Here is a 21,718-nt window from a genome sequence, read left to right as displayed (position 1 = left end):
GTGTGCTGCCCCCTGCCCTCCGCCAGGCCCCGTGCCGAGCGAGGGAGTGCCCCCACGTGACCATCGCGCCAGCCGACCCGGTTTCAGCGATCCCGGTGACGACTTCAGTGACGCCGGTGACCGAGGAACCCGACGGGCCCGGTGCCGCCCTGCTGCGGACCCTGACCGCACTGACCGCCGACCTCCCCGGCGCCGACCCCGGCCGGGTCGCCGGCGCCGCGCTGCGCGGCCGGTCCGCCCACGCGGACGAGTCCGAACTGCGCGAGCTGGCCACGGAGGCGGCGGCCGGGCTCATCTCGGAGGACCCGGTCTACTCGAGGCTGGCCGCCCGGCTGCTGACCGTCGCCATCCGCGCCGAGGCCGCCTCCCAGGGCGTCGCCGGCTTCACCGACTCGGTCGCCACCGGCCACCGCGAGGGCCTGATCGCCGACCGCACCGCCGCGTTCGTACGGCTGCACGCGGACCGGCTGGACGCGCTGGTCGACCCGACCGCCGACGACCGCTTCGGCTACTTCGGGCTGCGCACCCTGTACAGCCGCTACCTGCTCCGGCACCCGATCACCCGCAAGGCGATCGAGACGCCCCAGCACTTCCTGCTGCGGGTCGCCGCCGGACTCGCCGAGGACGACACGATCCGCTCGGTGGACGAGGTCGCCGCGCTGTACGGCCTGATGAGCCGCCTCGACTACCTGCCCTCCTCCCCCACCCTGTTCAACTCCGGCACCCGGCACGCCCAGATGTCGTCCTGCTACCTCCTGGACTCCCCCAAGGACGAGCTGGACTCCCTCTACGACCGGCTCCACCAGGTCGCCCGCCTGTCCAAGCACGCCGGCGGCATCGGCATCGCCTACTCCCGCGTCCGCGCCCGGGGTTCCCTGATCCGCGGCACCAACGGGCACTCCAACGGCATCGTCCCGTTCCTGAAGACGCTCGACGCCTCGGTCGCCGCCGTGAACCAGGGCGGCCGGCGCAAGGGTGCGGCGGCGGTCTACCTGGAGACCTGGCACGCCGACATCGAGGAGTTCCTGGAGCTGCGGGACAACACCGGCGAGGACGCCCGCCGCACGCACAACCTGAACCTCGCGCACTGGATCCCGGACGAGTTCATGCGCCGGGTGGACGCCGACGGACCCTGGTCGCTGTTCTCACCGTCCGACGTCCCCGAGCTGGTCGACCTGTGGGGCGAGGAGTTCGACGCCGCCTACCGCGCGGCCGAGGCCAGGGGCCTGGCCCGCAGGACGCTCCCGGCCCGGGAGCTGTACGGCCGCATGATGCGCACGCTGGCGCAGACCGGCAACGGCTGGATGACCTTCAAGGACACCGCCAACCGGACGGCGAACCAGACGGCCGCTCCCGGCCATGTCGTCCACTCCTCCAACCTCTGCACGGAGATCCTGGAGGTCACCGACGACGGGGAGACGGCGGTCTGCAACCTGGGCTCGGTCAACCTCGGCGCGTTCGTCGACCGCGCGCGGGGCGACATGGACTGGGAGCGGCTGGACGCCACCGTCCGCACCGCCGTCACCTTCCTCGACCGGGTCGTCGACATCAACTTCTACCCGACCGAGCAGGCGGGCCGCTCCAACGCCCGCTGGCGCCCGGTGGGCCTGGGCGCGATGGGCCTCCAGGACGTCTTCTTCCAGCTGCGCCTGCCCTTCGACTCGCCCGGGGCGAAGGCCCTGTCCACCCGCATCGCCGAGCGGATCATGCTCGCCGCGTACGAGACCTCCGCCGACCTCGCCGAGCGGGGCGGCCCCGCGCCGGCCTGGGAGAAGACCCGTACGGCCCAGGGCGTGCTGCACCCCGACCACTACGGCGTCGAGTTCACCTGGCCGGAGCGCTGGGCCGCGCTGCGCGCGCGCATGGCCACCACCGGGCTGCGCAACTCCCTGCTCCTGGCCATCGCGCCGACCGCCACCATCGCCTCCATCGCCGGTGTCTACGAGTGCATCGAGCCGCAGGTGTCCAACCTCTTCAAGCGCGAGACGCTGTCCGGGGAGTTCCTCCAGGTCAACTCGTACCTGGTGGACGACCTCAAGCGGCTCGGCGTGTGGGACGCCCGCACCAGGGAGGCGCTGCGCGAGGCGAACGGCTCGGTGCAGGACTTCTCGTGGATCCCCGAGGACGTGCGCGCGCTGTACCGCACCGCCTGGGAGATCCCGCAGCGCGGCCTGATCGACATGGCCGCCGCCCGCACCCCGTACCTCGACCAGGCCCAGTCGCTGAACCTGTTCCTGGAGACGCCGACCATCGGAAAGCTCTCCTCGATGTACGCCTACGCCTGGAAGCGGGGCCTGAAGACCACGTACTACCTGCGCTCGCGCCCGGCGACCCGGATCGCCCGCGCGGCCGCCCGAGCCACCGTCCCCGTCCCCGTCCAGCAGCCGGCCGCCGAAGACGCCGTCGCCTGCTCCCTGGAAAACCCCGAGTCCTGCGAGGCCTGCCAGTAATGAACGAGAACACCAAGAACCTGCTCGACCCGGGCTTCGAACTGACTCTCCGCCCCATGCGCTACCCGGACTTCTACGAGCGCTACCGGGACGCCATCAAGAACACCTGGCACGTGGAGGAGGTCGACCTCCACTCGGACGTCACGGACCTCGCGAAGCTCAGCCCCGAGGAGCAGCACCTCATCGGCCGGCTGGTGGCCTTCTTCGCCACCGGCGACTCGATCGTCGCGAACAACCTGGTGCTGACCCTCTACAAGCACATCAACTCCCCCGAGGCGCGGCTGTACCTGTCCCGCCAGCTCTTCGAGGAGGCCGTCCACGTCCAGTTCTATCTGACGCTGCTGGACACCTACCTGCCCGATCCGGAGGACCGCAACGCGGCCTTCGCGGCCGTGGAGAACATCCCCTCGATCCGTGAGAAGGCCGGGTTCTGCTTCAAGTGGATGGACTCGGTCGAGTCGATCGACCGCCTGGAGACCAAGGCCGACCGGCGCCGTTTCCTGCTCAACCTCATCTGCTTCGCCGCGTGCATCGAGGGCCTGTTCTTCTACGGCGCCTTCGCCTACGTCTACTGGTTCCGCAGCCGGGGCCTGCTGCACGGCCTGGCCACCGGCACCAACTGGGTGTTCCGGGACGAGACGATGCACATGTCCTTCGCCTTCGACGTCGTCGACACCGTGCGCAAGGAGGAGCCGGAGCTGTTCGACGACGCGCTCCGGGAGCAGGTCACCGACATGCTGAGGGAGGCCGTCGAGGCCGAGCTGCAGTTCGCGCGCGACCTGTGCGGCGACGGCCTCCCGGGCATGAACACCGACTCGATGCGGCAGTACCTGGAGTGCGTGGCCGATCAGCGTCTGACGCGTCTCGGCTTCGCCCCGGTGTACGGCTCCGAGAACCCCTTCTCCTTCATGGAGCTCCAGGGCGTTCAGGAGTTGACCAACTTCTTCGAGCGGCGTCCCTCGGCGTACCAGGTGGCGGTGGAGGGCACCGTCGACCTGTCCGAGGACTTCTGAGTCTCCCTTCTGTGGCCCTCGTCCTCGTGGGCCTCCCTGATCTGCCGGTCGATGCGCCTCTCGCGCACGATGCCGATCACCGAGGGGAGGACCATCAGGACGAGGAGTCCGAAGGTCGCGAGCATTCCGACAAGGCCTTCTATCTGGTTTCCGGTCATGACACCACTGTCACGCCGGATACTCCTTACCGGGAGTGGCAGGACTGCCGTAGGACCTCGATTTCCTGCCACTGACGAGGCACACTGGCGGCATGCTGCACAACGTGGCCGCCGTCCTGCTGGACGGCGCGCATCCCTTCGAACTCGGCGTGATCTGCGAGGTCTTCGGCATCGACCGGAGCGACGAGGGCCTGCCGGGGTACGACTTCGCGGTGGTCTCCGCGGAGGGCCCCGAGCTGAGCACCCATGTCGGCGGGCTGACCGTTTCCACGCCGTACGGTCTCGAGCGGCTGGAGGAGGCCGACCTGATCGCCGTGCCGGCCGGCAGCGACTTCGTCCGCCGGGAGTACCCGCCCGAGCTGCTGGACGCCCTGCGCAGAGCGACGGACCGGGGCGCGCGCGTACTGAGCGTGTGCTCCGGGGCCTTCGTCCTGGGCGCCGCCGGGCTCCTGGACGGGCGGCGGTGCGCGGTGCACTGGCACCACGCGGCCGAGCTGAGCCGGCAGTACCCGCGGGCCCGGGTGGCGCCGGATGTGCTCTACGTCGACGAGGACCCGGTGATCACCTCCGCCGGGACCGCCTCCGGCATCGACGCCTGTCTGCACATCGTGCGCAAGGAGCAGGGCCCGGAGGTCGCGAACAAGATCGCCCGGCGCATGGTGGTGCCGCCGCACCGGGACGGCGGGCAGGCGCAGTACATCGAACGCCCGCTGCCGCGCTCCTCCTGCGACACCGTCGGCGAGGTGCTGGCCTGGATGGAGCAGCACCTCGACGAGGAGGTCGCCGTCGAGCAGTTGGCGGCCCGGGCGCACATGTCCCCGCGCACCTTCGCCCGCCGCTTCCAGCAGGAGACCGGCACGACTCCCTACCGCTGGCTCCTGCGCCAGCGCGTCCTGCTGGCCCAGCGGCTGCTCGAGGCGACGGACGAGACGATGGACACGATCGCCTGGCGCGCCGGTTTCGGTACGGCGGCCGCCCTGAGGCACCAGTTCGTCAGGACCCTGGGCACGACCCCGCACGCCTACCGGCGCACCTTCCGGGGCCCGGAGGCCGCCGCCTGAACGTCACCTGGCCACGGGCCTGACCAGCAGGTCGTGCGGACGCAGGGTGATGCCCACCCGGACCGCGTCGTTCGAGCCCGCCACCTGCTCGAAGCGGTACTTGGTGGCGAGCGCGGCCGTGATCAGCGTCAGCTGCGCCATCGAGAAGTGGTCACTGGGGCACTTCCGATTGCCCACACTGAACGGCTTCATGGCGTATTTCGGCACATTCTTCGCGCGTTCCGGCAGCCACCGATCCGGGTCGAACTCCAGGTTGTCGGCGTACGACTTCGCATCGCGTTGGATTGCGTACGGACTGTAGATGATGTCCGCCCCGGCCGGAATGCGATAGCCACCGAGTTCGGTCTCGGCCACCGCGCGCCGCGTCAATACCCATACGGCGGGGCGCAAACGCATGGCCTCCACGATGACATTGCCGGTGTGCGTGAGCCCCCGGACATCCTCGAATGCCACGGGGCGTCCGCCGGTGGCCGCTTCGACTTCGTCGCGTATGCGGTCGGCATGTTCCGGGTGGGCGGCAAGTGCCTGCAGCAACCACATGATCGTGGACGCGATGGTTTCACTGCCGGGGGTGAGTATCGCGACGACCTGGTCGTGGATCTCCTGTTCCCCGATCGGGTCGCCATTGTCGTCCTTCGCCTCCAGCAATGCCGTGAGCAAATCGTCCGGCTTTTGACCGGATGCCCGGCGCTCGGCGATGATCTCGTCGACCAGCAGATGCAGATCGGCCAAGGCGTCGTTGAATTGGCGGTTGGCCGGAAGCGGCAGCCGGTAGAGCGGTCCGAGCGGGACCACCATGCGCCGGTACATGCCCCGGAAGACGGTGGCGAGCGCGACGCACAGCCGCTCGGCCCGCTCGTCCATGTACTGCCCGCGCAGCAGGCAGCGGGCCGCTACGCGCACGGCGACCCGGAAGGACTCGGAGGTGGCGTCGACGGTCTGCCCCGGCTGCCAGCGCTCGGTGAGCGCGTGTGCCTCCTCCTCCATGATCGGTCCGTAGGCGGGGATGGCGTCGAGCTTGAACGCCGGCTGGATGGTGCGCCGCTGACGGCGGTGCAGCGGCCCGTTGGCGGTCGCCACGCCCTCCTTGCCGAGCAGGCCCTCCAGCGACTCCCAGAGCGGGCCGGCTATGTGGTAGTCGGGGCTCAGGGCGAGGGCGCCGGTGAGCTCCGGGTTCGTGACCGCGTAGACGGTCTTCGGGCCGAGCTTGATGCGCACGATGTCGCCGTGGTCGCGCAGCTGGGACATGAAGGCCAGCGGGTCGCGGGCCAGCCTCCAGCCGTGGCCGAGCAGCGGCACGCCGCCACCCGCCACGGGCGGCTCGCGCAGCTCCTGTGCCGCTTCCGTACGGGTCTCGGGGTTGACGGACTCGACGGTCATTTCTCACCTGCCGCTTCGTTGTTGACGTACGGGGGCGTGGACCGGTCGTCCCAGCTGTCGACCATGTACCGGCCGGACTCGTGGTGGAACCAGTAGACGGAACTGAACCAGTTCCGCATATTGCCGACGTTGGCCCGCACGGCGCCGCTCAGTTCCTTTCCGCGTACGGTTCCGTCGGCGAGTTCGTCGGCGAACCGTAAGGCGTCCTGCTCCACTACGAGGAATTCGTTGATGCATTCCTCGACGCGTCGCCTGACTTCTCCGATGGCTTCTTCCAGGGTGAGTGCGTGATGGGTGATGAGACTGATTCCGAGATTGTGTACCTCGTCGCCCGCTATTTCCTTCGGCAGCGAGCAGAGGTCGTTGTACCAGGCGGCGAATTCCTGGCTCAGCAGCGCCGCCCGGTGATATGCCGGGTGTTTCCGGACGGCGTCCGGGAGTGCGCAGCCGGAGCTGGTCTCCAGCAGGTCGGTCCAGATCCAGTGTGCGAAGGTGAGCCGGCGCAGTTCGAGGTACTCCTCCACGCCGGGCACGATTCCGCGGGTGCGGTTGTGGAATTCCCGGTCGTACGCCTCGATCACCGCGTGGAAGTGCCGGGCGAACCGGGCGTTCCACGTCGCCGGCAGGAAGGCGTAGAGCCGGCGCACACTGTCGGCGAAGCCCGCCACCAGGGTGTCCTCGTGGTGCAGGTGGTCCCCGGGTGAGTCGAGTGCCGTGTGCAGCCGGCCACGCAGTCGCCGCCAGGCCGCGGGACGGCCGTGGACGATGTCACGGTCGTGCCGGTCGTCCCAGACGAAGAACCACGCGCTGTAGTCGGCTATCGCCTGCATGACCTCGTCGGGGGCGCCCAGGTAGTACCCCGCCATGAGGTCCGTGTAGCACAGGCCGTCGGCATATTCCTCGACCTTGTCCGCCGGCATGAGCCGTTTTTCCAGCAGCCAGGTACGTGTCTTCTCCTGGAGCTTCGGCCAATACGAGTGCAGTTGCCGGGGAAATGCCGCCTCGATCACCGGAAGACGGAGCGATGACGGTACTGCGATCGCGGTCGGTGTCGCTGTGGTGCCGTGTGAGAAAGCATGCACGAACAAACCCCTCTCAGCCGCCGGTGGCGCACCCCTCTCGCTGAGCGGGGCGTGCGCCGTTGCGTATCCCCGCACTTCCCATTCAGCACCACAACTGACCGTTCTGGGAACGGATTTGCTTCATTCACTACCCCACGATGCCGGAATTCTCCTGTTGTGTGGCAGGTTTCGGCAGACGCACACAGACGAACGGCGCCCGTTCGGGGAAGACCCGAACGGGCGCCGTGCGCAAGGGAGATGAGTGAAGGGTGATGCGGTGTCAGTCGTTCGGGACCACGGGGTAGCGCGGCTCGTTCTCGGCCATCTGCCGCAGCGCGTCCTTGCGTTCGCGCTTGGAGAGCCGGTCGATGTACAGGTACCCGTACAGGTGATCCGTCTCGTGCTGCAAACACCGTGCGAAGTAACCGGTGCCCCGCACCTTGACCGGGTTGCCCTTCTCGTCCTGCCCGGTCACCTCGGCGTAGTCGGGGCGGGCGAGCGGCGCGTAGGCGGTCGGCACGGACAGGCAGCCCTCGTTGCTGTCGTCCAGGCTGCGCCGGTCGGCGGGCAGTTCGACGAGGACCGGGTTGCAGACCACGCCGACGTGGCGGACGCCCTCGTCGTCGGGGCAGTCGTAGACGAAGACCTTCTTGGAGACGCCGATCTGGTTGGCGGCCAGGCCCACGCCCTCGGCGGTGCGCTGGCTGGCGAACATGTCCGCCACCAGCTGCTGGAACTCCTCGCCGAAGTCGGTGACGTCCTCGCACTCCTTGTGCAGCACCGGGTTGCCGACCACCGTGATCGGACGCGGGGTGCCGCGCCCGCGCCAGTCGGCCTCGCGCTCCTCGCCGTCCTCGGTGTCGACGACGAAGCCGTCGTCGTCCACGGGGAGCACGCCCGTGCGCTGCTGATCGGTGTCCTGCTGGGCCATGACCGACGTATGCCTTCCTCGTACAACCAAGGGGTGGTGCTGATGGTGACTGCTGCTGGAACGTCCTGACAGAGACTGTCCTGACAGACACTGTCCCGACAAAGACTGTCCCGGCAAAGACTACGGGGCCGCTCAGCAGACCTCTTCCAGGTCCCGCCAGTCACGGGAGTCCGGACTGTCCGCGACCCACCCGTCCAGCAACCCCCGCACCAGCGCGGCCGGCGCGGCCACCCCGCACTCCCGCTCGGGCACCCACAGCTGGCCGTCGGTGCGGTGGCCCAGGGGGCCCGGGTGGCCCGGTTCGCTGTGGTCGTGGGGGTCGAGGTGCTCGCCCTCGCCCTCGTCGGACGGCATCCGGGACTCCGAGCACATCCGGCACAGCAGCCGGACCGAGGACGACCAGTCCTCGGCGGCGAACCCGGCGTCGGCGGCCAGCTGCTCCAGGGCGTCCCGGTCGGACTCGGTGGCGGCCTCCAGGAGGACCACCCAGGTGGGCACGGGCGACGGCGCCCACAGCTCGATCTCGTCGAAGACGGGGTAGGAGTGCCCCGCACCGGTCGTCCGCTCCCCGTGCGGCACACCGTCGTGCAGGACGACCTCGCCCCAGCGCCGGCCGGAGGAGGGCAGCGGGATGGACAGCACCTCGACGCGGGCGGGGTCCAGGCGCCGCCCCCACACGACCTCGGCCTCGCCCTCCGGGGACAGCCGTACGGCCGCGCTGCCGAGGTCCATGCCGAGCGGCTCACCGGCGTCCGTGGGGTCCCCGGGGGTGCGCAGCCCGTAGGCCTGCCAGGCCCGGCGGGCCAGCGGCCAGTCCTGGAGGGCGGTGGCGGCGATGCCGACGTTCCACCAGTCGGGGGCGCCGGAGTCCCGGTCGAGCAGCGCCACGGCCCGCAGACCGGCGGCCCTCGCCTGCTCCCAGTCGTGCCGGAACTTGTGCAGCAGGGCCAGGTTGAACCAGGACTCCGACAGCCAGGGCTCCAGGTCGGCCGCCCGCGTCAGCAGCGCGCCCGCGTCCTCGTAGCGACCGTCGCCGATCAGCGTGAACGCGCGGTCGGTGGCCTGCCGCCAGGAGGCGGAGGGCCGGTGCCGTGCCTTGCCGAAGATCCTCACGATTCCCGCCTGCCAGTTCCGTTCTGTGGGCTGGCTGTGCCTTTCGCGCCCCCGGACACCCTCTCCTGGGCATCAAACCACGTACGGCTGTAAGGGCGCTCATTACCCATGGGTTACCCAGCCGCGGGCGCCGTAAGACTGCCTCGCGAAAGCACTCGGGCCAGCGCTTCGACGACGTCGGGAGCGTAGTCGCCCCCGGTGGCCAGGCGCAGTTCCTCAAGCGCCGCGAGGCCGCCGCCGGGTCCGGCGTCCCGCGTCTTCTCCTCGTAGGCGTTCACGGCACGCACGATCCTCGCCGCGACCGGCTGCTCCCGGCAGGGATCGGCCTGCCGCTCCACCACCACCGCGACCTCCGCGTCGACGCCGGTCTGGCGGACGACGGCCCCGCCGAGCAGCGCGATCCGCCGCTGTTCGGCGAGGGGCAGGTCGGCGGTGGCTCCCGCCGGGACCGGGTCGACCAGGCTCAGCTGGCCGATGTCGTGCATGAGGGCCGCGTACTCCAGCACGGTCAGCTCGGCCCCGGACAGTCCCAGGTCCCGTCCGACGGCCACCCCGAGTTCGGCGACGCGGCGGGCGTGCCCGGCCGGGGTGTACCCGGCGATCTCGGTGGCGCGGGCCAGGGAGGCGATGGTCTGCCGGTAGGTGGCCCGGACGGCCGCGTACCGGCGGTAGGAGAGCTGGGCGAGCAGCAGGGGGACGGAGAAGACGGGGAGCGCCCACAGTCCCGCGACGCCCACCGCGAGCGCCATCACCGCGCCGGTCGCGCACACCGCGGACGTGATGCCGACCATGCCGCGCAGTTCCTCGCGCAGCAGCGGGCCGAAGGGCCATCCGGTGCGCGCGTGCGCGGGTGCCGCGGCGAGCACGGCGTCGCACAGCGTGGTCAGGGCGAGCAGCCCGATCAGCAGCAGCGCGTAGGCGGGGCCGCTCCAGTCGCGGAAGACGCCCTGGTTGGACAGCGGCTGGAAGCACACGGCGGCGAAGGCGACGGTGAGCACGCGCCGCGCCAGGTGGTCGAGGACGGGTCCGCTGCCGCGGGCGACGTAGGGCACGCTGCCGAGCAGTGAGGCGGCGAGCACGACGGTGACGGTCTGCGCGACGCCGTGCCGCGTGGGCTGCCCGGCGACGTCTGCGAGCAGCGCGTAGGCCAGTGCTCCGGCGGCCCCGAGGGGAGCCGCCTCCCGGGCCTCGGTACCGGTCCGCCGGGTCAGCTCGCCGAGGGCGACGAGGGCCCCGAAGGCAAGCGCGACGGGCCGCTGCACGGGCCCCGACCACAGCACCGAGGCGAGGCAGCCGAGCGCGAGAAGCCCGGCGCAGGCCGGTACGAGTGGAAGGGCCGCCGACTGTCCCCACCGGGACCGGGGCTTTCCCGGGAAGCGGGGCGCGGACGGAGGCGGGGCCCCGACCCGGAAGGGAGACCGCGCCCCTCGCGGGGGCGGCGAGGGCGACCGGGACGGGGACTGGGCCCGCGACTGGAAGGGCGTCATGACGCACACCCACCCACACGGCCACATGTGCGTGCGGGGCACGGGTGCCGCTGGAGTCGGGCGTCTGCGGACGGGGGCCGCCGACGTCGAGCGTCTACGGACGGGCGCCGCCGACATCGGGCGTCTGCGGACCGGGGCCGAGCGGATGAGGGCCGGTGGGGTGCGGCGGCGGGATGGGGTGCGGGGTGACGAACGACGCCCGGCACCGCAGCCGCCGCGTCCGGCAACCCACCGCGCCGCGGACGTCGGTGTTGCCGTCGCGCCGGTGTCTCCGCCCGTGTCATGGTGCCCCCTTGGCGACACTGTCCCGCGCGGGCTCGTCCCGGCCCGGGACCGCCGGGTCGGCCGGGACCGCCGGGTGGGCAGGGTGGGCCGGGTGGGCAGGGTTGCCGTCCGCCGTCACCGACGGGCGCCAGCCCTGGCGGCCGAGGGCGCGCACCAGCGCCCGCACCATCCGTGGGTCGAACTGTCCCCCGGCGCACCGCTGGAGCTCCTCCAGCGCCGTCGCGACGGGACGGGCCCTGCTGTAGGAGCGCGTGGACGTCATCGCGTCGAAGGCGTCGGCGACGGCCACCACCCGGGCCGACTCGGGGATGCGGTCGCCGACCAGTCCGTAGGGGTAGCCGCTGCCGTCCAGCCGTTCGTGGTGATGGAGGACGGCGGCGCGGGCCTCGCCCAGGAAGCGGATGCCGCGCACCATCTCGTGCCCGTACTCGGGGTGCAACTCGATCACCCGCCGCTCCTCGGGCGTCAGTGGCCCGTCCTTGCGCAGCAGCCGGGTGGGCACGCCGAGCTTGCCCACGTCGTGCAGGATCCCGGCGAAGCGGAGGGTCTCGACGCGCTCGTCGTCCATGCCGAGTTCGCGGGCGATCATCATCGAGGCCTGGCCGACGCGTTCACTGTGGCCGCGGGTGTAGCCGTCCTTGATGTCGACGGCCTGCACCAGCGCGCGGATGGTGGCCTGGTGCGCGGCGCGCTCCCGGTGGTACTGGGCGAACGCCCACCATGCCACGCACATCGGCAGCAGGACGAGCAGCGCGGCCACCGGACCGTACGGGCTGCGCCACAGGACCGCCATCATCAGCCCGGCGAGCCCATGCACGGCGATGGGCGCGAGCGACCGGGAGAACAGGCCCCGCCATGCCCGGCTCACCGGCACGTGGTCGGCGAGCGTCAGGATGCCGCCGTCCAGCAGGGTGAGCACCAGGCAGAACGCCAGTACCGCGGCCCCGGCCGGCAGGAGCGCGTACGGGAAGTCGGGCTCGACGACCGCGTCCCGCCCGCCGAGCCGCCAGTGCACACCGGCGGCGGCCCAGACGGCGAGTGTCAGCTGCGCGGCCCGCCATACCCGCCTCAGGGCGAAGGGCCGCCGCGGCACCGGGGACAGCAGGGCCCCCGGCAGTGCGACGAGCGCCGCGGCGGGCGGCGGCAGCAGGAAGGCGCCGGCGAGCAGTACCGGGTAACAGGTCCCGACGAAACGGGACCGCGCGACCAGCTCGGAACCCGCGTACAGCCCGGCGAGCAGCAGCACCGCCCACCAGGGCGCGTGCACCGCCGGCAGCGGCCGCAAGCAGAGCAGCGCGGCGAGGGCGACAACGGCTACGTACAGCCGAGCCCGCGCCGGTACCGCATCCATGAGCCCCTCCCCCGGCCACGCCTGTCCAGGCTCAGGAGCCTAGGGCGGCGGCGAGGAGGCCGCGGGCAGATAACCCGCGGATTAGCACGTACGAGTGACGCCGGAGGACTCAGGACTCCTGCGGAGCCGAAGGTGCGGCCGTGACGTCGTGCTCGGGCACGGTCTGTCCGGAACGGATCAGGTCCAGCCGCCCCATGACCTTGGCGCGCAGGTCACCGGGCACGTCGTCCTGTCCGCAGCACCGCTTGACCAGCTTCTTCACGGCCTGCTCGAGACCGTACTTCTCCAAGCAGGGCGAGCATTCCTCGAAGTGGTGCTCGAACTTCACGCAGTCCGAGTCCGGCATCTCTTTGTCGAGAAACTCGTAGAGATGATCGAGGATTTCGCTGCAATCCGTCTCGTGCGGCTCTCCGCAGCTCATGACCCCGAGCCTTTCGCTTCGTTCGACTCTCCGGCGCCGGCGGGGACCAGGCCGCGGTCGCGGGCGTAGTCCTCCAGCATGCCGCGCAGCTGACGGCGTCCACGGTGCAGCCGGGACATCACCGTACCGATGGGTGTCCCCATGATGTCGGCGATCTCCTTGTAGGCAAAGCCCTCGACGTCCGCCAGATACACGGCGATACGGAATTCCTCGGGGATCGCCTGGAGCGCCTGCTTCACGTCCGAGTCGGGCAGGTGGTCGAGCGCCTGCGACTCGGCGGAGCGCAGACCAGTCGACATGTGCGACTCGGCGCGCGCGAGCTGCCAGTCCTCGATCTCCTCGGCCGCGCTGCGCTGGGGTTCGCGCTGCTTCTTGCGGTACGAGTTGATGAAGGTGTTGGTGAGGATGCGGTACAGCCACGCCTTGAGGTTGGTGCCCTCGCGGAACTGGTGGAAGGACGCGTACGCCTTGGCGTAGGTCTCCTGCACCAGGTCCTCGGCGTCGGCCGGATTACGCGTCATGCGCAGCGCTGCCGAGTACATCTGGTCGAGGAACTCCAGCGCGTCCCGCTCGAAGCGCGCGCTGCGCTCCGCGGTCGACTCCGCGTCCGTACCCCGGCCCTCGGGCTGCTCCGCCTGGCCGTGTTCGGTCCCTGCGTCGGTCCCAGTGACCGGACCCACCTCCTCCAGTGACGTCGTGAAACCGAGACCGGTCTCACTCGAATCGGAGGATAGACGACCTGCGGTCGGGGATGCTTGACGATTCGGTCCGCCCGCCGCCCGAACAGGGGCGGTCTTCGCCGCGTGCAGCACCGTCCAGTCCAGGTCGGCGCGGCTGCTGCGACTCGGGCAGAAGGCTGAACCCATGCGGCGGACTTCCTCTCCTACGGGGGCGTCGGTGCTGATTCCCAGCAACGTACGTCCCGCACAACAGTGGCCGCCCGCCGGTCATTCCCGGCCGTTCAGCCGAGTGGGCGGACCCACTGCGCGACCGCGTCGGTGATCAGCTCCAACGCTCCGTCCTGGGTGATCTCCGCCCGTTTGGGCACCGCGAAGCCGTGATCGCCGTACGGCACCTCGGTCAGGTCGTAGGTCCCCTCGGGGGCGTCGGGGAACTCCCCGGGCCTGCCGAAGGGGTCGTTGCCGCCCTGTACGACGAGAGTGGACACGCCGGCCCCGAGCAGCTCGGCGGCGCGGGACTTCTCGGGCTTGCCGGGCGGGTGCAGAGGGAAGCTGAGCGCGAGGACGGCGCGGGCGCCCAGTTCGGTCGCGGTCCGGCAGGCGACGCGGGCGCCCGCGCTGCGGCCCCCCGAGATCACCGGCAGCCCGGGCGCGGCGAGCGCGGGCCAGATGCCCCGCCAGCCGGTGTCCAGGGTCTTCGGCGCGGGCGCCAGCTTCTTGCCGGCCACCCGCCAGGGCTGCTCGACGAGGGCGACGCTCACCCCGTGCGCGGGCAGTGCGGCCGCCAGCGCCCTCAGGTCGCGCGCCTCGATGCCGCCGCCCGCGCCGTGGCTCACGGCGAGCACGAGGCGCGGCTTCTTCGCCGGGTGCCAGGTGATGCGGGCGGGGCCGGCTTCGGTGTCGACGCTCTCGGTCGTGGCGCTGGTGTCACCCATGTCGCTGGTGTCGCTCGTATCACTGGTGTCGCTGGTCACGTCAGAAGAGTGTGCCCTCTTCCGGCGCCTCCAGCTCCTTGAGCAGCTCAGGACCGTTGTTGCGGACATTGCTGACGGCCGTGGAGACGGGGAAGGCCCGCATCAGCCCGGCGGGCGGGGGTGCCAGCAGGGAGGTCAGCTCGTCGGGGTCGGTGTGCGCCGGGTCGAGCCAGTCGTCCCAGCGGTCCGGCGTCAGCATCAGCGGCATCCGCGGGTGGATGTCGGCGAGGGCGTGCGGGCCGTCGGCCGGGGCGACGGCGAGCGGCGTGGTCTCGGCCTCGGTGGTGATCACGGAGCACGTCACCCACCAGGCCTGCGGGTGGTCGTCCGGCAGTGTCTTGTCCCGCCAGAACTCGTACAGCCCGGCCATGGCGAACACGGAGCCGTCGGCGGGCGTGACGAAGTACGGCTGCTTGCGGGGCCGCTTCTTGCGCCCTTCCACCTCCAGGTCCCGCTCCTGCGTGCCGGTGACCCACTCGTAGTAGCCGTCGGCGGGCAGGATGCAGCGCCGGGTGGTGAAGGCGCGGCGGTAGGACGGCTTCTCGTGGACGGTCTCCGCGCGGGCGTTGATCATCCGTGCGCCGCCCTCGGGCGTCTTGGACCAGGAGGGGACGAGGCCCCACTTCAACTTCCGCAGCTGGCGAACCGGCTCCGGGTCCTCGGCGTCTTTCAGGGGACGGTCCAGGACGGCGTAGACCTCCTTGGTGGGGGCCACGTTGTAGTCGGGCTCCAAGCTCTCCTTGGGGTCCCACTTCTCGATTTCAAAGATTCCCGCGAGATCCTCGGGTCGACGACTCGCCGCATACCGTCCGCACATACGTGCCACACTGCCAGACCCTGCGCGTCAACGAGGAGCCCTCACCGAACATGGACCACCTCGCAACGGCCTCGCTCACCTCCCTGTGGGACGAGGTCTCCGGCACCCAGCCCGATCCCGACCTGTGGGTGGTGATCGCGACTCTGGCGGCCGCCCTCGCCGTCGTGGCGACACGCGGGTCGTGGCGGATAGCCCGCAACGCGATCACCATCGCCCACGAGGGCGGTCACGGACTCGTGGCCCTGGTCACCGGGCGCACCCTGACGGGCATCACCCTGCACTCGGACACCAGCGGCCTGACCGTCAGCCGGGGCAAGCCGCACGGCGTCGGGATGATCCTCACCGCGGTCGCCGGCTACACCGCTCCCCCACTGCTCGGTCTCGGCGGCTCGGCGCTGCTGGCCGCGGGACGCATCACCCTGCTGCTGTGGCTGGCGACGGTGCTGCTCGTCGCCCTGCTGGTGATGGTCCGCAACGCGTACGGGGTCCTGACGGTGGTGGTCACCGGCGGCACCTTCGTCCTGGTGTCGTGGCTGGCCGGACCGCAGGTGCAGGCGGCGTTCGCGTACGCGGTGGTGTGGTTCCTGCTGCTCGGCGGGGTGCGCCCGGCCTTCGAGCTGCAGGCCAAGCGGGCGCGGGGCGGTGCGGGCGACTCGGACGCGGACCAGCTGGCGCGGCTGACGCACGCGCCCGCCGGGGTGTGGTTCTTCCTGTTCCACGCGGTGTCGCTGTGCTCGCTGATCGGCGGGGGCCGCTGGCTGCTGGAGCTGTGAACGGGGCGCCCCGTCTCCCCCGTGGTGCCGCATATATGCACGGCAATTGCACTGTTGCGTTTTCGGTCAGGTTTCGCCGCTTTTGATCAAGATCTCCGGTCGTCCTCAGCCATTAAAGTGGGGCCCATGACCGTGAACCCCGCGCACACCGCCCTCTGGCCCGCCCCGCACGCGAGCGGAGCCGTCGACGCGACCGTCCACGTGCCCGGGTCCAAGTCGGTCACCAACCGTGCCCTGGTGCTGGCCGCCCTCGCCTCCGAGCCCGGCTGGCTGCGCCGCCCGCTGCGCTCCCGCGACACGCTGCTGATGGCCGAGGCGCTGCGCGCGATGGGCGTCGAGATCGAGGAGGGCGTCGGTCCGGAGGGCACCGGCGAGTTCTGGCGGGTCATCCCGGCGGGCCTGCGCGGTCCCGCCACGGTCGACGTCGGCAACGCGGGCACGGTCATGCGCTTCCTGCCGCCGGTCGCCACGCTCGCCGACGGCGCCGTCCGCTTCGACGGCGACCCGCGGTCGTACGAGCGTCCGCTGCACGGCGTGATCGACGCGCTGCGCGCGCTGGGAGCCCGCATCGACGACGACGGGCGCGGCGCGCTGCCGCTGACCGTGCACGGCGGAGGCGCGCTGGAGGGCGGCCCGGTGGAGATCGACGCGTCGTCGTCCTCCCAGTTCGTCAGCGCCCTGCTGCTCTCGGGGCCGCGCTTCAACCAGGGCGTCGAGGTCCGGCACACCGGCTCCGCGCTGCCCTCCATGCCGCACATCCGCATGACCGTCGACATGCTGCGCTCGGTCGGCGCGCAGGTCGACACCCCGGAGTCCGGCGGCGAGCCGAACGTCTGGCGGGTCACGCCGGGCGCGCTGCTCGGCCGGGACCTGACGATCGAGCCGGACCTGTCCAACGCCCAGCCGTTCCTGGCGGCGGCTCTGGTGACCGGCGGCAAGGTCGTGATCCCCGACTGGCCGGCCCGCACCACCCAGCCCGGTGACCTGCTGCGCGAGATCTTCACCGAAATGGGCGGTTCCTGCGAACTGACCGACTATGGGCTCGTCTTCACCGGATCGGGTGCGGTCCACGGCATCGACGTGGAGCTGGGCGAGGTCGGCGAGCTGACCCCGGGCATCGCGGCCGTCGCCGCCCTCGCGGACTCCCCCTCGACCCTGCGCGGCGTCGCCCACCTGCGGCTGCACGAGACGGACCGGCTGGCCGCGCTCACCAAGGAGATCAACGAACTCGGCGGTGACGTCACCGAGACCGCGGACGGCCTGCACATCCGCCCGCGCCGCCTGCACGGCGGGATCTTCCACACCTACGAGGACCACCGCATGGCCACCGCCGGTGCCGTCATCGGCCTCGCGGTGGAGGGGGTGCAGATCGAGAACGTGGCGACCACCGCCAAGACCCTGCCCGACTTCCCCGACCTGTGGACCGGGATGCTCGGGGCGTAGGGACAGATCGCCATGCGCCGCTACGGCAAGCACACCGACGAGGACGACATCCGCTCCCGCCCCAACCGCAAGGGCAACCGGCCGCGCACGCACACCCGGCCCAAGCACGAGGACGCCGCGGAGGGTCTGGTCCTCACCGTGGACCGCGGGCGACTGACCTGTCTCGTCGACGACCGGATCGTCATGGCGATGAAGGCGCGCGAGCTGGGCCGCAAGGCGGCGATCGTCGGCGACCGGGTGGCGCTGGTGGGCGACCTGACCGGCAAGAAGGACACGCTCGCGCGCATCGTCCGCATCGAGGAGCGCACCTCGGTGCTGCGCCGCACGGCGGACGACGACGACCCCTACGAGCGGGTGGTCGTCGCCAACGCCGACCAGCTCGCCATCGTCACGGCCCTCGCCGACCCCGAGCCGCGCCCCCGCCTCATCGACCGGTGCCTGGTCGCGGCGTTCGACGGCGGCCTCACCCCGCTGCTCGTCATGACCAAGTCCGACCTCGCGTCGCCCGACGAATTCCTCGAGCTGTACGGCGCGTTGGACATCCCGTATGTCGTCACCAGCCGCGAGGAACTGGAGAACGGCGCCGCCGCGGACCTCGTACGCGAGCATCTGGACGGGAAGATCACGGCCTTCGTCGGCCACTCCGGTGTCGGCAAGACGACGCTCGTCAACACCCTGGTGCCCGAGGACCGGCGCCGGGTGACGGGCCACGTCAACGCGGTGACGGGACGCGGCCGCCACACGACGACCTCGGCGCTCGCCCTGCCGCTGTCCTCGGAGGGGGGCGGCTGGGTCGTCGACACTCCGGGCGTACGGTCGTTCGGGCTGGCGCACATCGACCCGTCCCGGGTGATCAACGCCTTCCCCGACCTGGTGCCCGGCACGGAGGGCTGCCCGCGCGCGTGCAGCCACGACGAGCCCGACTGCGCGCTGGACGCGTGGGTGGCCGAGGGGCACGCCGACCCGGCCCGGCTGTACTCGCTGCGCCGGCTGCTGTCGACACGGGAACGGAAGGAAGGCGACTGACCTCCGCGTTGTTTGCCGTGGCGTGGCACCGGTAAGTGCATAATCGCACCAAGCCGGAACCAAGCCTGAGCAAAGAGCCGGACGACGCCGGACGACGCCACTGATCGACATCGACGCAGCGGTCACGGTACGGGACTACGGGAGGACAAGACATGGCGTGGCTGCTGGTCATAGTGGCCGGGGTGCTCGAAACCGGCTTCGCCGTCTGTCTGAAGCTGTCGCACGGCTTCACCCGGCTCTGGCCCACCGTCGCCTTCTGCGCCTTCGCGTTGGGCAGTTTCGGTCTGCTGACCATGTCCCTGAAGAAGCTCGACGTCGGCCCCGCGTACGCGGTGTGGACCGGCATCGGCGCGGCAGGGACCGCCATCTACGGCATGATCTTCCTCGGTGACCTGGTCTCGACCCTGAAGATCGTCTCGATCAGCTTCGTCATCATCGGCGTGATCGGGCTGCAGTTGTCGGGCTCGGCGCACTGATCCGCCGCCGCGCCGACCGCTACGCCGTCAACTGGCGGGGCAGGGCGGTGCGTACGAGTTCCGCCACCCCGCCCTCGACGGCGGGCGGCGCCGCGACGCAGGACAGGGCGAGCCGTACGGCCAGTTCGCAGGAGCGGGCCAGCTCGGCGGCGTCCGGCCGCGGGAGCGGGCCGGCGCCGTTCAGGACGGCCACGGCGCGGTCGCGGACGAGGCTCACGAAGTCGCCGGGCGAGGGCAGCGGACCGTCGGCGCGGCGCTGGGCCGGTACCGCGGAGGCGGACGGCACCGCGGTGAGGGCAGGCGAGGGCAGCCGCTCACTCCAGCAGCCGGTGAGCATGGCCCGGACCAGCGCGTTGTCGTGGGCGGCGGACATCATCCACTCGGCGGTGGCGGTGAGTCGTTCGCGCGGGTCGCTGGGCCCGGAGAGGGCGCGCTCCACGCCGGCGAGATAGCCGTCGGCCTCCCGCCGGACGAGCGCCCGGGCGAGGCCCTCCTTGCTGCCGAACTCGTTGTACAGCGTCTGCCGGGACACCCCGGCCGCCGCGGCGACGTCCACCATCCGCACGGCGGACCACGGCCGGCGCGCCAACGCCGTAAATGCGGCATCGAGCAGGGACTCCCGGGCTGCAGGCACCCTCGCCTCCCTCGGGCCGAGCGACTTGCTGCACAGATTTGACGGGCACGGGGACACTGTCAAGGGTCCTCGCGCCCCTTCCCGCGCCCCGCCACGCCCGCCAAACCCCTGGTAGCCCCGCCCCGCCCGCGGCAGATAGCGTGGCGGCATGCCCGACTACCTCGACGACCTCCGCCTCGCCCACGTCCTCGCGGACGCCGCCGACGCCGCGACGATGGACCGCTTCAAGGCCCTCGACCTGAAGGTCGAGACGAAGCCGGACATGACCCCGGTGAGCGAGGCCGACAAGGCCGCCGAGGAACTCATCCGAGGCCACCTCGCCCGCGCCCGACCCCGCGACTCGGTCCAGGGAGAGGAGTTCGGTGTGGCGGGCAACAGCCCCCGCCGCTGGGTCATCGACCCGATCGACGGCACCAAGAACTACGTGCGCGGCGTCCCCGTCTGGGCCACCCTCATCTCTCTCACGGAAGCCGCCGAGGGCGGGTACCAGCCCGTCGTCGGCCTCGTCTCCGCCCCGGCGCTCGGCCGCCGCTGGTGGGCGGTGCAGGACCACGGCGCGTTCACCGGCCGCAGCCTGACCTCCGCCCACCGGCTCCACGTCTCCCAGGTCTCCACGCTCTCCGACGCCTCCTTCGCGTACTCGTCGCTCGGCGGCTGGGAGGAGCAGGGCCGGCTGGACGGCTTCCTCGACCTGACCCGCGAGGTGTGGCGCACGCGCGCTTACGGCGACTTCTGGCCGTACATGATGGTCGCCGAGGGATCGGTCGACATCTGCGCCGAACCCGAGCTCTCCCTCTGGGACATGGCCGCGAACGCGATCATCGTCACGGAGGCGGGCGGCACCTTCACCGGCCTCGACGGCCGCCCAGGACCGCACAGCGGCAACGCGGCGGCGTCGAACGGCCGCCTCCACGACGAGCTGCTCGGGTATCTCAACCAGCGCTACTGAGCGCCCGCCGACTCGCCCTCCGCGCCCCCTTGTTGACCGGTGCTTTACCTGCCACTCTGAAAGTTCCTTCACTTGTGAACTTGTGAATCCATGAACTAACTCATGGATCACCGGCAGGAGGTGGCTCCACCCATGCTCGTCCGCGAAGTCATGAGCACGGTCGTCCTCACCATCGGTCCCGCCCACACGCTCCGCCAGGCCGCCGCCCTGATGTCCGCGCGCCGCGTCGGCGCGGCCGTGGTGTACGACCCCGACGCCGGCGGCATCGGCATCCTCACCGAACGCGACGTCCTCGTCTCCGTGGGCCGGGGCCAGGACCCGGACACCGAGCGCGCCCACGCCCACACCACCACCGACGTCGTCTTCGCCGCGCCGTCCTGGACCGTGGAGGAGGCGGCCGGGGCCATGGTGCACGGCGGCTTCCGCCACCTCATCGTGCTCGAACACGGCGAGCCCGCGGGCATCGTCTCGGTGCGCGACATCATCCGCTGCTGGGCGCCGGCGCGCTCACCCCACAACGCCCCGGTGGTGACCGCCTGACGCGGCGACCCCCGAACCCTACAATGGACCTTGTCTAAGTTTAGTGCAGTTCCAAAGTCACATCCATTCGGACCTGGCCCCCCTAGCTGTTAGGCTGGTCTGTATGAGTGACCTTCTGGAACGGCTGCGTGGTCGCGGATGGCGCATGACCGCGCAGCGGCGCGTCGTGGCCGAGGTCCTCGACGGCGAACACGTCCACCTGACGGCCGACGAGGTGCACTCCCGGGCCGTGGACAAGCTCCCCGAGATTTCCCGGGCGACGGTCTACAACACGCTGGGCGAGCTGGTCTCGCTCGGCGAGGTGCTGGAAGTCGCCACGGACAAGCGCGCCAAGCGCTACGACCCCAACGCGCACCAGCCGCACCACCACCTGGTCTGCGCCCGGTGCGGGGCGATCCGCGACGTCCACCCGACCGGCAACCCGCTGGCCGACCTTCCCGACTCGGAGCGCTTCGGCTTCACCGTGTCGGACGTCGAGGTGACGTACCGCGGCACCTGCCCGAACTGCGCGGCGGCGTAGGCCTCGCCACTCCCCGGGCATCGCGACAAAACACCGAGGGCCGGAACCCTTTAGGATTCCGGCCCTCGATCTTCAGTAGCGGGGACAGGATTTGAACCTGCGACCTCTGGGTTATGAGCCCAGCGAGCTACCGAGCTGCTCCACCCCGCGTCGATGAATGGAACACTACGTCAAC

General features: G+C 71.1%; 22 protein-coding genes and 1 tRNA gene. 10 read left to right on the top strand and 13 right to left on the bottom strand.

Annotated features, from left to right (window positions below; all coding sequences use genetic code 11):
* The first annotated feature begins 56 nt into the window (after positions 1–56).
* Together ACGH7X_RS26075 and ACGH7X_RS26070 are read left to right on the top strand one after the other, a co-directional pair.
* Complete coding sequence (locus ACGH7X_RS26075; RefSeq protein WP_399888644.1) at positions 57–2,450, top strand: ribonucleoside-diphosphate reductase subunit alpha; 2,394 nt, start codon at positions 57–59, stop codon at positions 2,448–2,450.
* Complete coding sequence (locus tag ACGH7X_RS26070; protein ID WP_399888641.1) at positions 2,450–3,463, top strand: ribonucleotide-diphosphate reductase subunit beta; 1,014 nt, start codon at positions 2,450–2,452, stop codon at positions 3,461–3,463. The genes ACGH7X_RS26075 and ACGH7X_RS26070 overlap by 1 nt, the downstream gene beginning before the upstream one ends.
* Here ACGH7X_RS26070 and ACGH7X_RS26065 read toward each other — a convergent pair.
* Complete coding sequence (locus ACGH7X_RS26065; RefSeq protein WP_399888638.1) at positions 3,376–3,621, bottom strand: hypothetical protein; 246 nt, start codon at positions 3,619–3,621, stop codon at positions 3,376–3,378. The two genes, ACGH7X_RS26070 and ACGH7X_RS26065, sit on opposite strands and share 88 nt — an antisense overlap.
* Before the next feature lie 92 nt (positions 3,622–3,713).
* On the opposite strand from ACGH7X_RS26065, the gene ACGH7X_RS26060 reads away from it, so the two are divergent.
* Entirely contained in the window at positions 3,714–4,682 is a 969-nt protein-coding gene (locus ACGH7X_RS26060; protein WP_399888635.1) for a GlxA family transcriptional regulator, read from the top strand.
* Positions 4,683–4,685: 3 nt separating this feature from the next.
* Here the strand turns inward: ACGH7X_RS26060 and ACGH7X_RS26055 are convergent, their stop codons facing one another.
* From ACGH7X_RS26055 to ACGH7X_RS26010, 10 genes are all read right to left on the bottom strand, one after another.
* Positions 4,686–6,062, bottom strand: coding sequence for a cytochrome P450 (locus ACGH7X_RS26055; RefSeq protein ID WP_399888631.1), 1,377 nt, complete (start codon positions 6,060–6,062; stop codon positions 4,686–4,688).
* On the bottom strand, positions 6,059–7,144 hold the full coding sequence (gene cyc1 / locus ACGH7X_RS26050) for an epi-isozizaene synthase (RefSeq protein WP_399888628.1): 1,086 nt from the start codon (positions 7,142–7,144) through the stop codon (positions 6,059–6,061). The genes ACGH7X_RS26055 and cyc1 overlap by 4 nt, the downstream gene beginning before the upstream one ends.
* A gap of 259 nt (positions 7,145–7,403) precedes the next feature.
* The gene (gene def / locus ACGH7X_RS26045) at positions 7,404–8,054 is read right to left on the bottom strand and encodes a peptide deformylase (RefSeq protein ID WP_399888626.1); all 651 of its coding nucleotides are present in this window, start codon (positions 8,052–8,054) and stop codon (positions 7,404–7,406) included.
* Between the two features lie 132 nt (positions 8,055–8,186).
* Entirely contained in the window at positions 8,187–9,167 is a 981-nt protein-coding gene (locus tag ACGH7X_RS26040) for a tetratricopeptide repeat protein (protein WP_399888622.1), read from the bottom strand.
* Between the two features lie 113 nt (positions 9,168–9,280).
* The gene (locus tag ACGH7X_RS26035; protein ID WP_399888619.1) at positions 9,281–10,429 is read right to left on the bottom strand and encodes an HD-GYP domain-containing protein; all 1,149 of its coding nucleotides are present in this window, start codon (positions 10,427–10,429) and stop codon (positions 9,281–9,283) included.
* A 505-nt stretch (positions 10,430–10,934) separates the two neighbouring features.
* On the bottom strand, positions 10,935–12,290 hold the full coding sequence (locus ACGH7X_RS26030) for an HD-GYP domain-containing protein (protein WP_399888616.1): 1,356 nt from the start codon (positions 12,288–12,290) through the stop codon (positions 10,935–10,937).
* A gap of 109 nt (positions 12,291–12,399) precedes the next feature.
* Positions 12,400–12,711, bottom strand: coding sequence for a mycothiol system anti-sigma-R factor (gene rsrA / locus ACGH7X_RS26025; RefSeq protein WP_399888612.1), 312 nt, complete (start codon positions 12,709–12,711; stop codon positions 12,400–12,402).
* Positions 12,708–13,391, bottom strand: coding sequence for an RNA polymerase sigma factor SigR (gene sigR / locus ACGH7X_RS26020; RefSeq protein ID WP_087807317.1), 684 nt, complete (start codon positions 13,389–13,391; stop codon positions 12,708–12,710). Before sigR ends, rsrA begins: the two co-directional genes overlap by 4 nt.
* Positions 13,392–13,672: 281 nt before the next feature.
* Complete coding sequence (locus ACGH7X_RS26015; RefSeq protein WP_399897357.1) at positions 13,673–14,326, bottom strand: alpha/beta family hydrolase; 654 nt, start codon at positions 14,324–14,326, stop codon at positions 13,673–13,675.
* A 40-nt stretch (positions 14,327–14,366) separates the two neighbouring features.
* On the bottom strand, positions 14,367–15,182 hold the full coding sequence (locus ACGH7X_RS26010) for an SOS response-associated peptidase (RefSeq protein WP_399888608.1): 816 nt from the start codon (positions 15,180–15,182) through the stop codon (positions 14,367–14,369).
* A 50-nt stretch (positions 15,183–15,232) separates the two neighbouring features.
* On the opposite strand from ACGH7X_RS26010, the gene ACGH7X_RS26005 reads away from it, so the two are divergent.
* The 4 genes from ACGH7X_RS26005 (at position 15,233) to ACGH7X_RS25990 (ending at position 18,900) form a co-directional block, all read left to right on the top strand.
* On the top strand, positions 15,233–15,955 hold the full coding sequence (locus ACGH7X_RS26005) for a M50 family metallopeptidase (protein ID WP_399888605.1): 723 nt from the start codon (positions 15,233–15,235) through the stop codon (positions 15,953–15,955).
* A 126-nt stretch (positions 15,956–16,081) separates the two neighbouring features.
* Positions 16,082–17,398 (top strand): 3-phosphoshikimate 1-carboxyvinyltransferase, encoded by a 1,317-nt coding sequence (gene aroA, locus ACGH7X_RS26000; protein ID WP_399888602.1) that lies wholly within the window; start codon positions 16,082–16,084, stop codon positions 17,396–17,398.
* Positions 17,399–17,410: 12 nt separating this feature from the next.
* Entirely contained in the window at positions 17,411–18,424 is a 1,014-nt protein-coding gene (rsgA, locus tag ACGH7X_RS25995; RefSeq protein WP_399888599.1) for a ribosome small subunit-dependent GTPase A, read from the top strand.
* Positions 18,425–18,576: 152 nt separating this feature from the next.
* Positions 18,577–18,900, top strand: coding sequence for a multidrug efflux SMR transporter (locus ACGH7X_RS25990; protein WP_271320278.1), 324 nt, complete (start codon positions 18,577–18,579; stop codon positions 18,898–18,900).
* A gap of 19 nt (positions 18,901–18,919) precedes the next feature.
* Here the strand turns inward: ACGH7X_RS25990 and ACGH7X_RS25985 are convergent, their stop codons facing one another.
* The gene (locus ACGH7X_RS25985) at positions 18,920–19,534 is read right to left on the bottom strand and encodes a TetR/AcrR family transcriptional regulator (RefSeq protein WP_399888595.1); all 615 of its coding nucleotides are present in this window, start codon (positions 19,532–19,534) and stop codon (positions 18,920–18,922) included.
* Positions 19,535–19,682: 148 nt separating this feature from the next.
* Between ACGH7X_RS25985 and hisN the strand changes: the two genes are divergently transcribed.
* The 3 genes from hisN (at position 19,683) to ACGH7X_RS25970 (ending at position 21,543) form a co-directional block, all read left to right on the top strand.
* Positions 19,683–20,483: a histidinol-phosphatase gene (hisN, locus tag ACGH7X_RS25980; protein WP_399888592.1), complete on the top strand. Its 801-nt coding sequence runs from the start codon at positions 19,683–19,685 to the stop codon at positions 20,481–20,483.
* A 132-nt stretch (positions 20,484–20,615) separates the two neighbouring features.
* A complete protein-coding gene (locus ACGH7X_RS25975; protein ID WP_399888589.1) occupies positions 20,616–21,023 on the top strand; it encodes a cyclic nucleotide-binding/CBS domain-containing protein in 408 nt (135 codons plus the stop codon).
* A 103-nt stretch (positions 21,024–21,126) separates the two neighbouring features.
* Entirely contained in the window at positions 21,127–21,543 is a 417-nt protein-coding gene (locus ACGH7X_RS25970; protein ID WP_399888586.1) for a Fur family transcriptional regulator, read from the top strand.
* A gap of 76 nt (positions 21,544–21,619) precedes the next feature.
* Here ACGH7X_RS25970 and ACGH7X_RS25965 read toward each other — a convergent pair.
* A tRNA-Met gene (locus ACGH7X_RS25965) sits at positions 21,620–21,693 on the bottom strand.
* Positions 21,694–21,718 lie beyond the last annotated feature (25 nt).

Source organism: Streptomyces sp. BBFR51, assembly GCF_044591655.1.
GTDB lineage: Bacteria > Actinomycetota > Actinomycetes > Streptomycetales > Streptomycetaceae > Streptomyces.
This window is presented reverse-complemented; position numbering and strand designations above follow the sequence as displayed.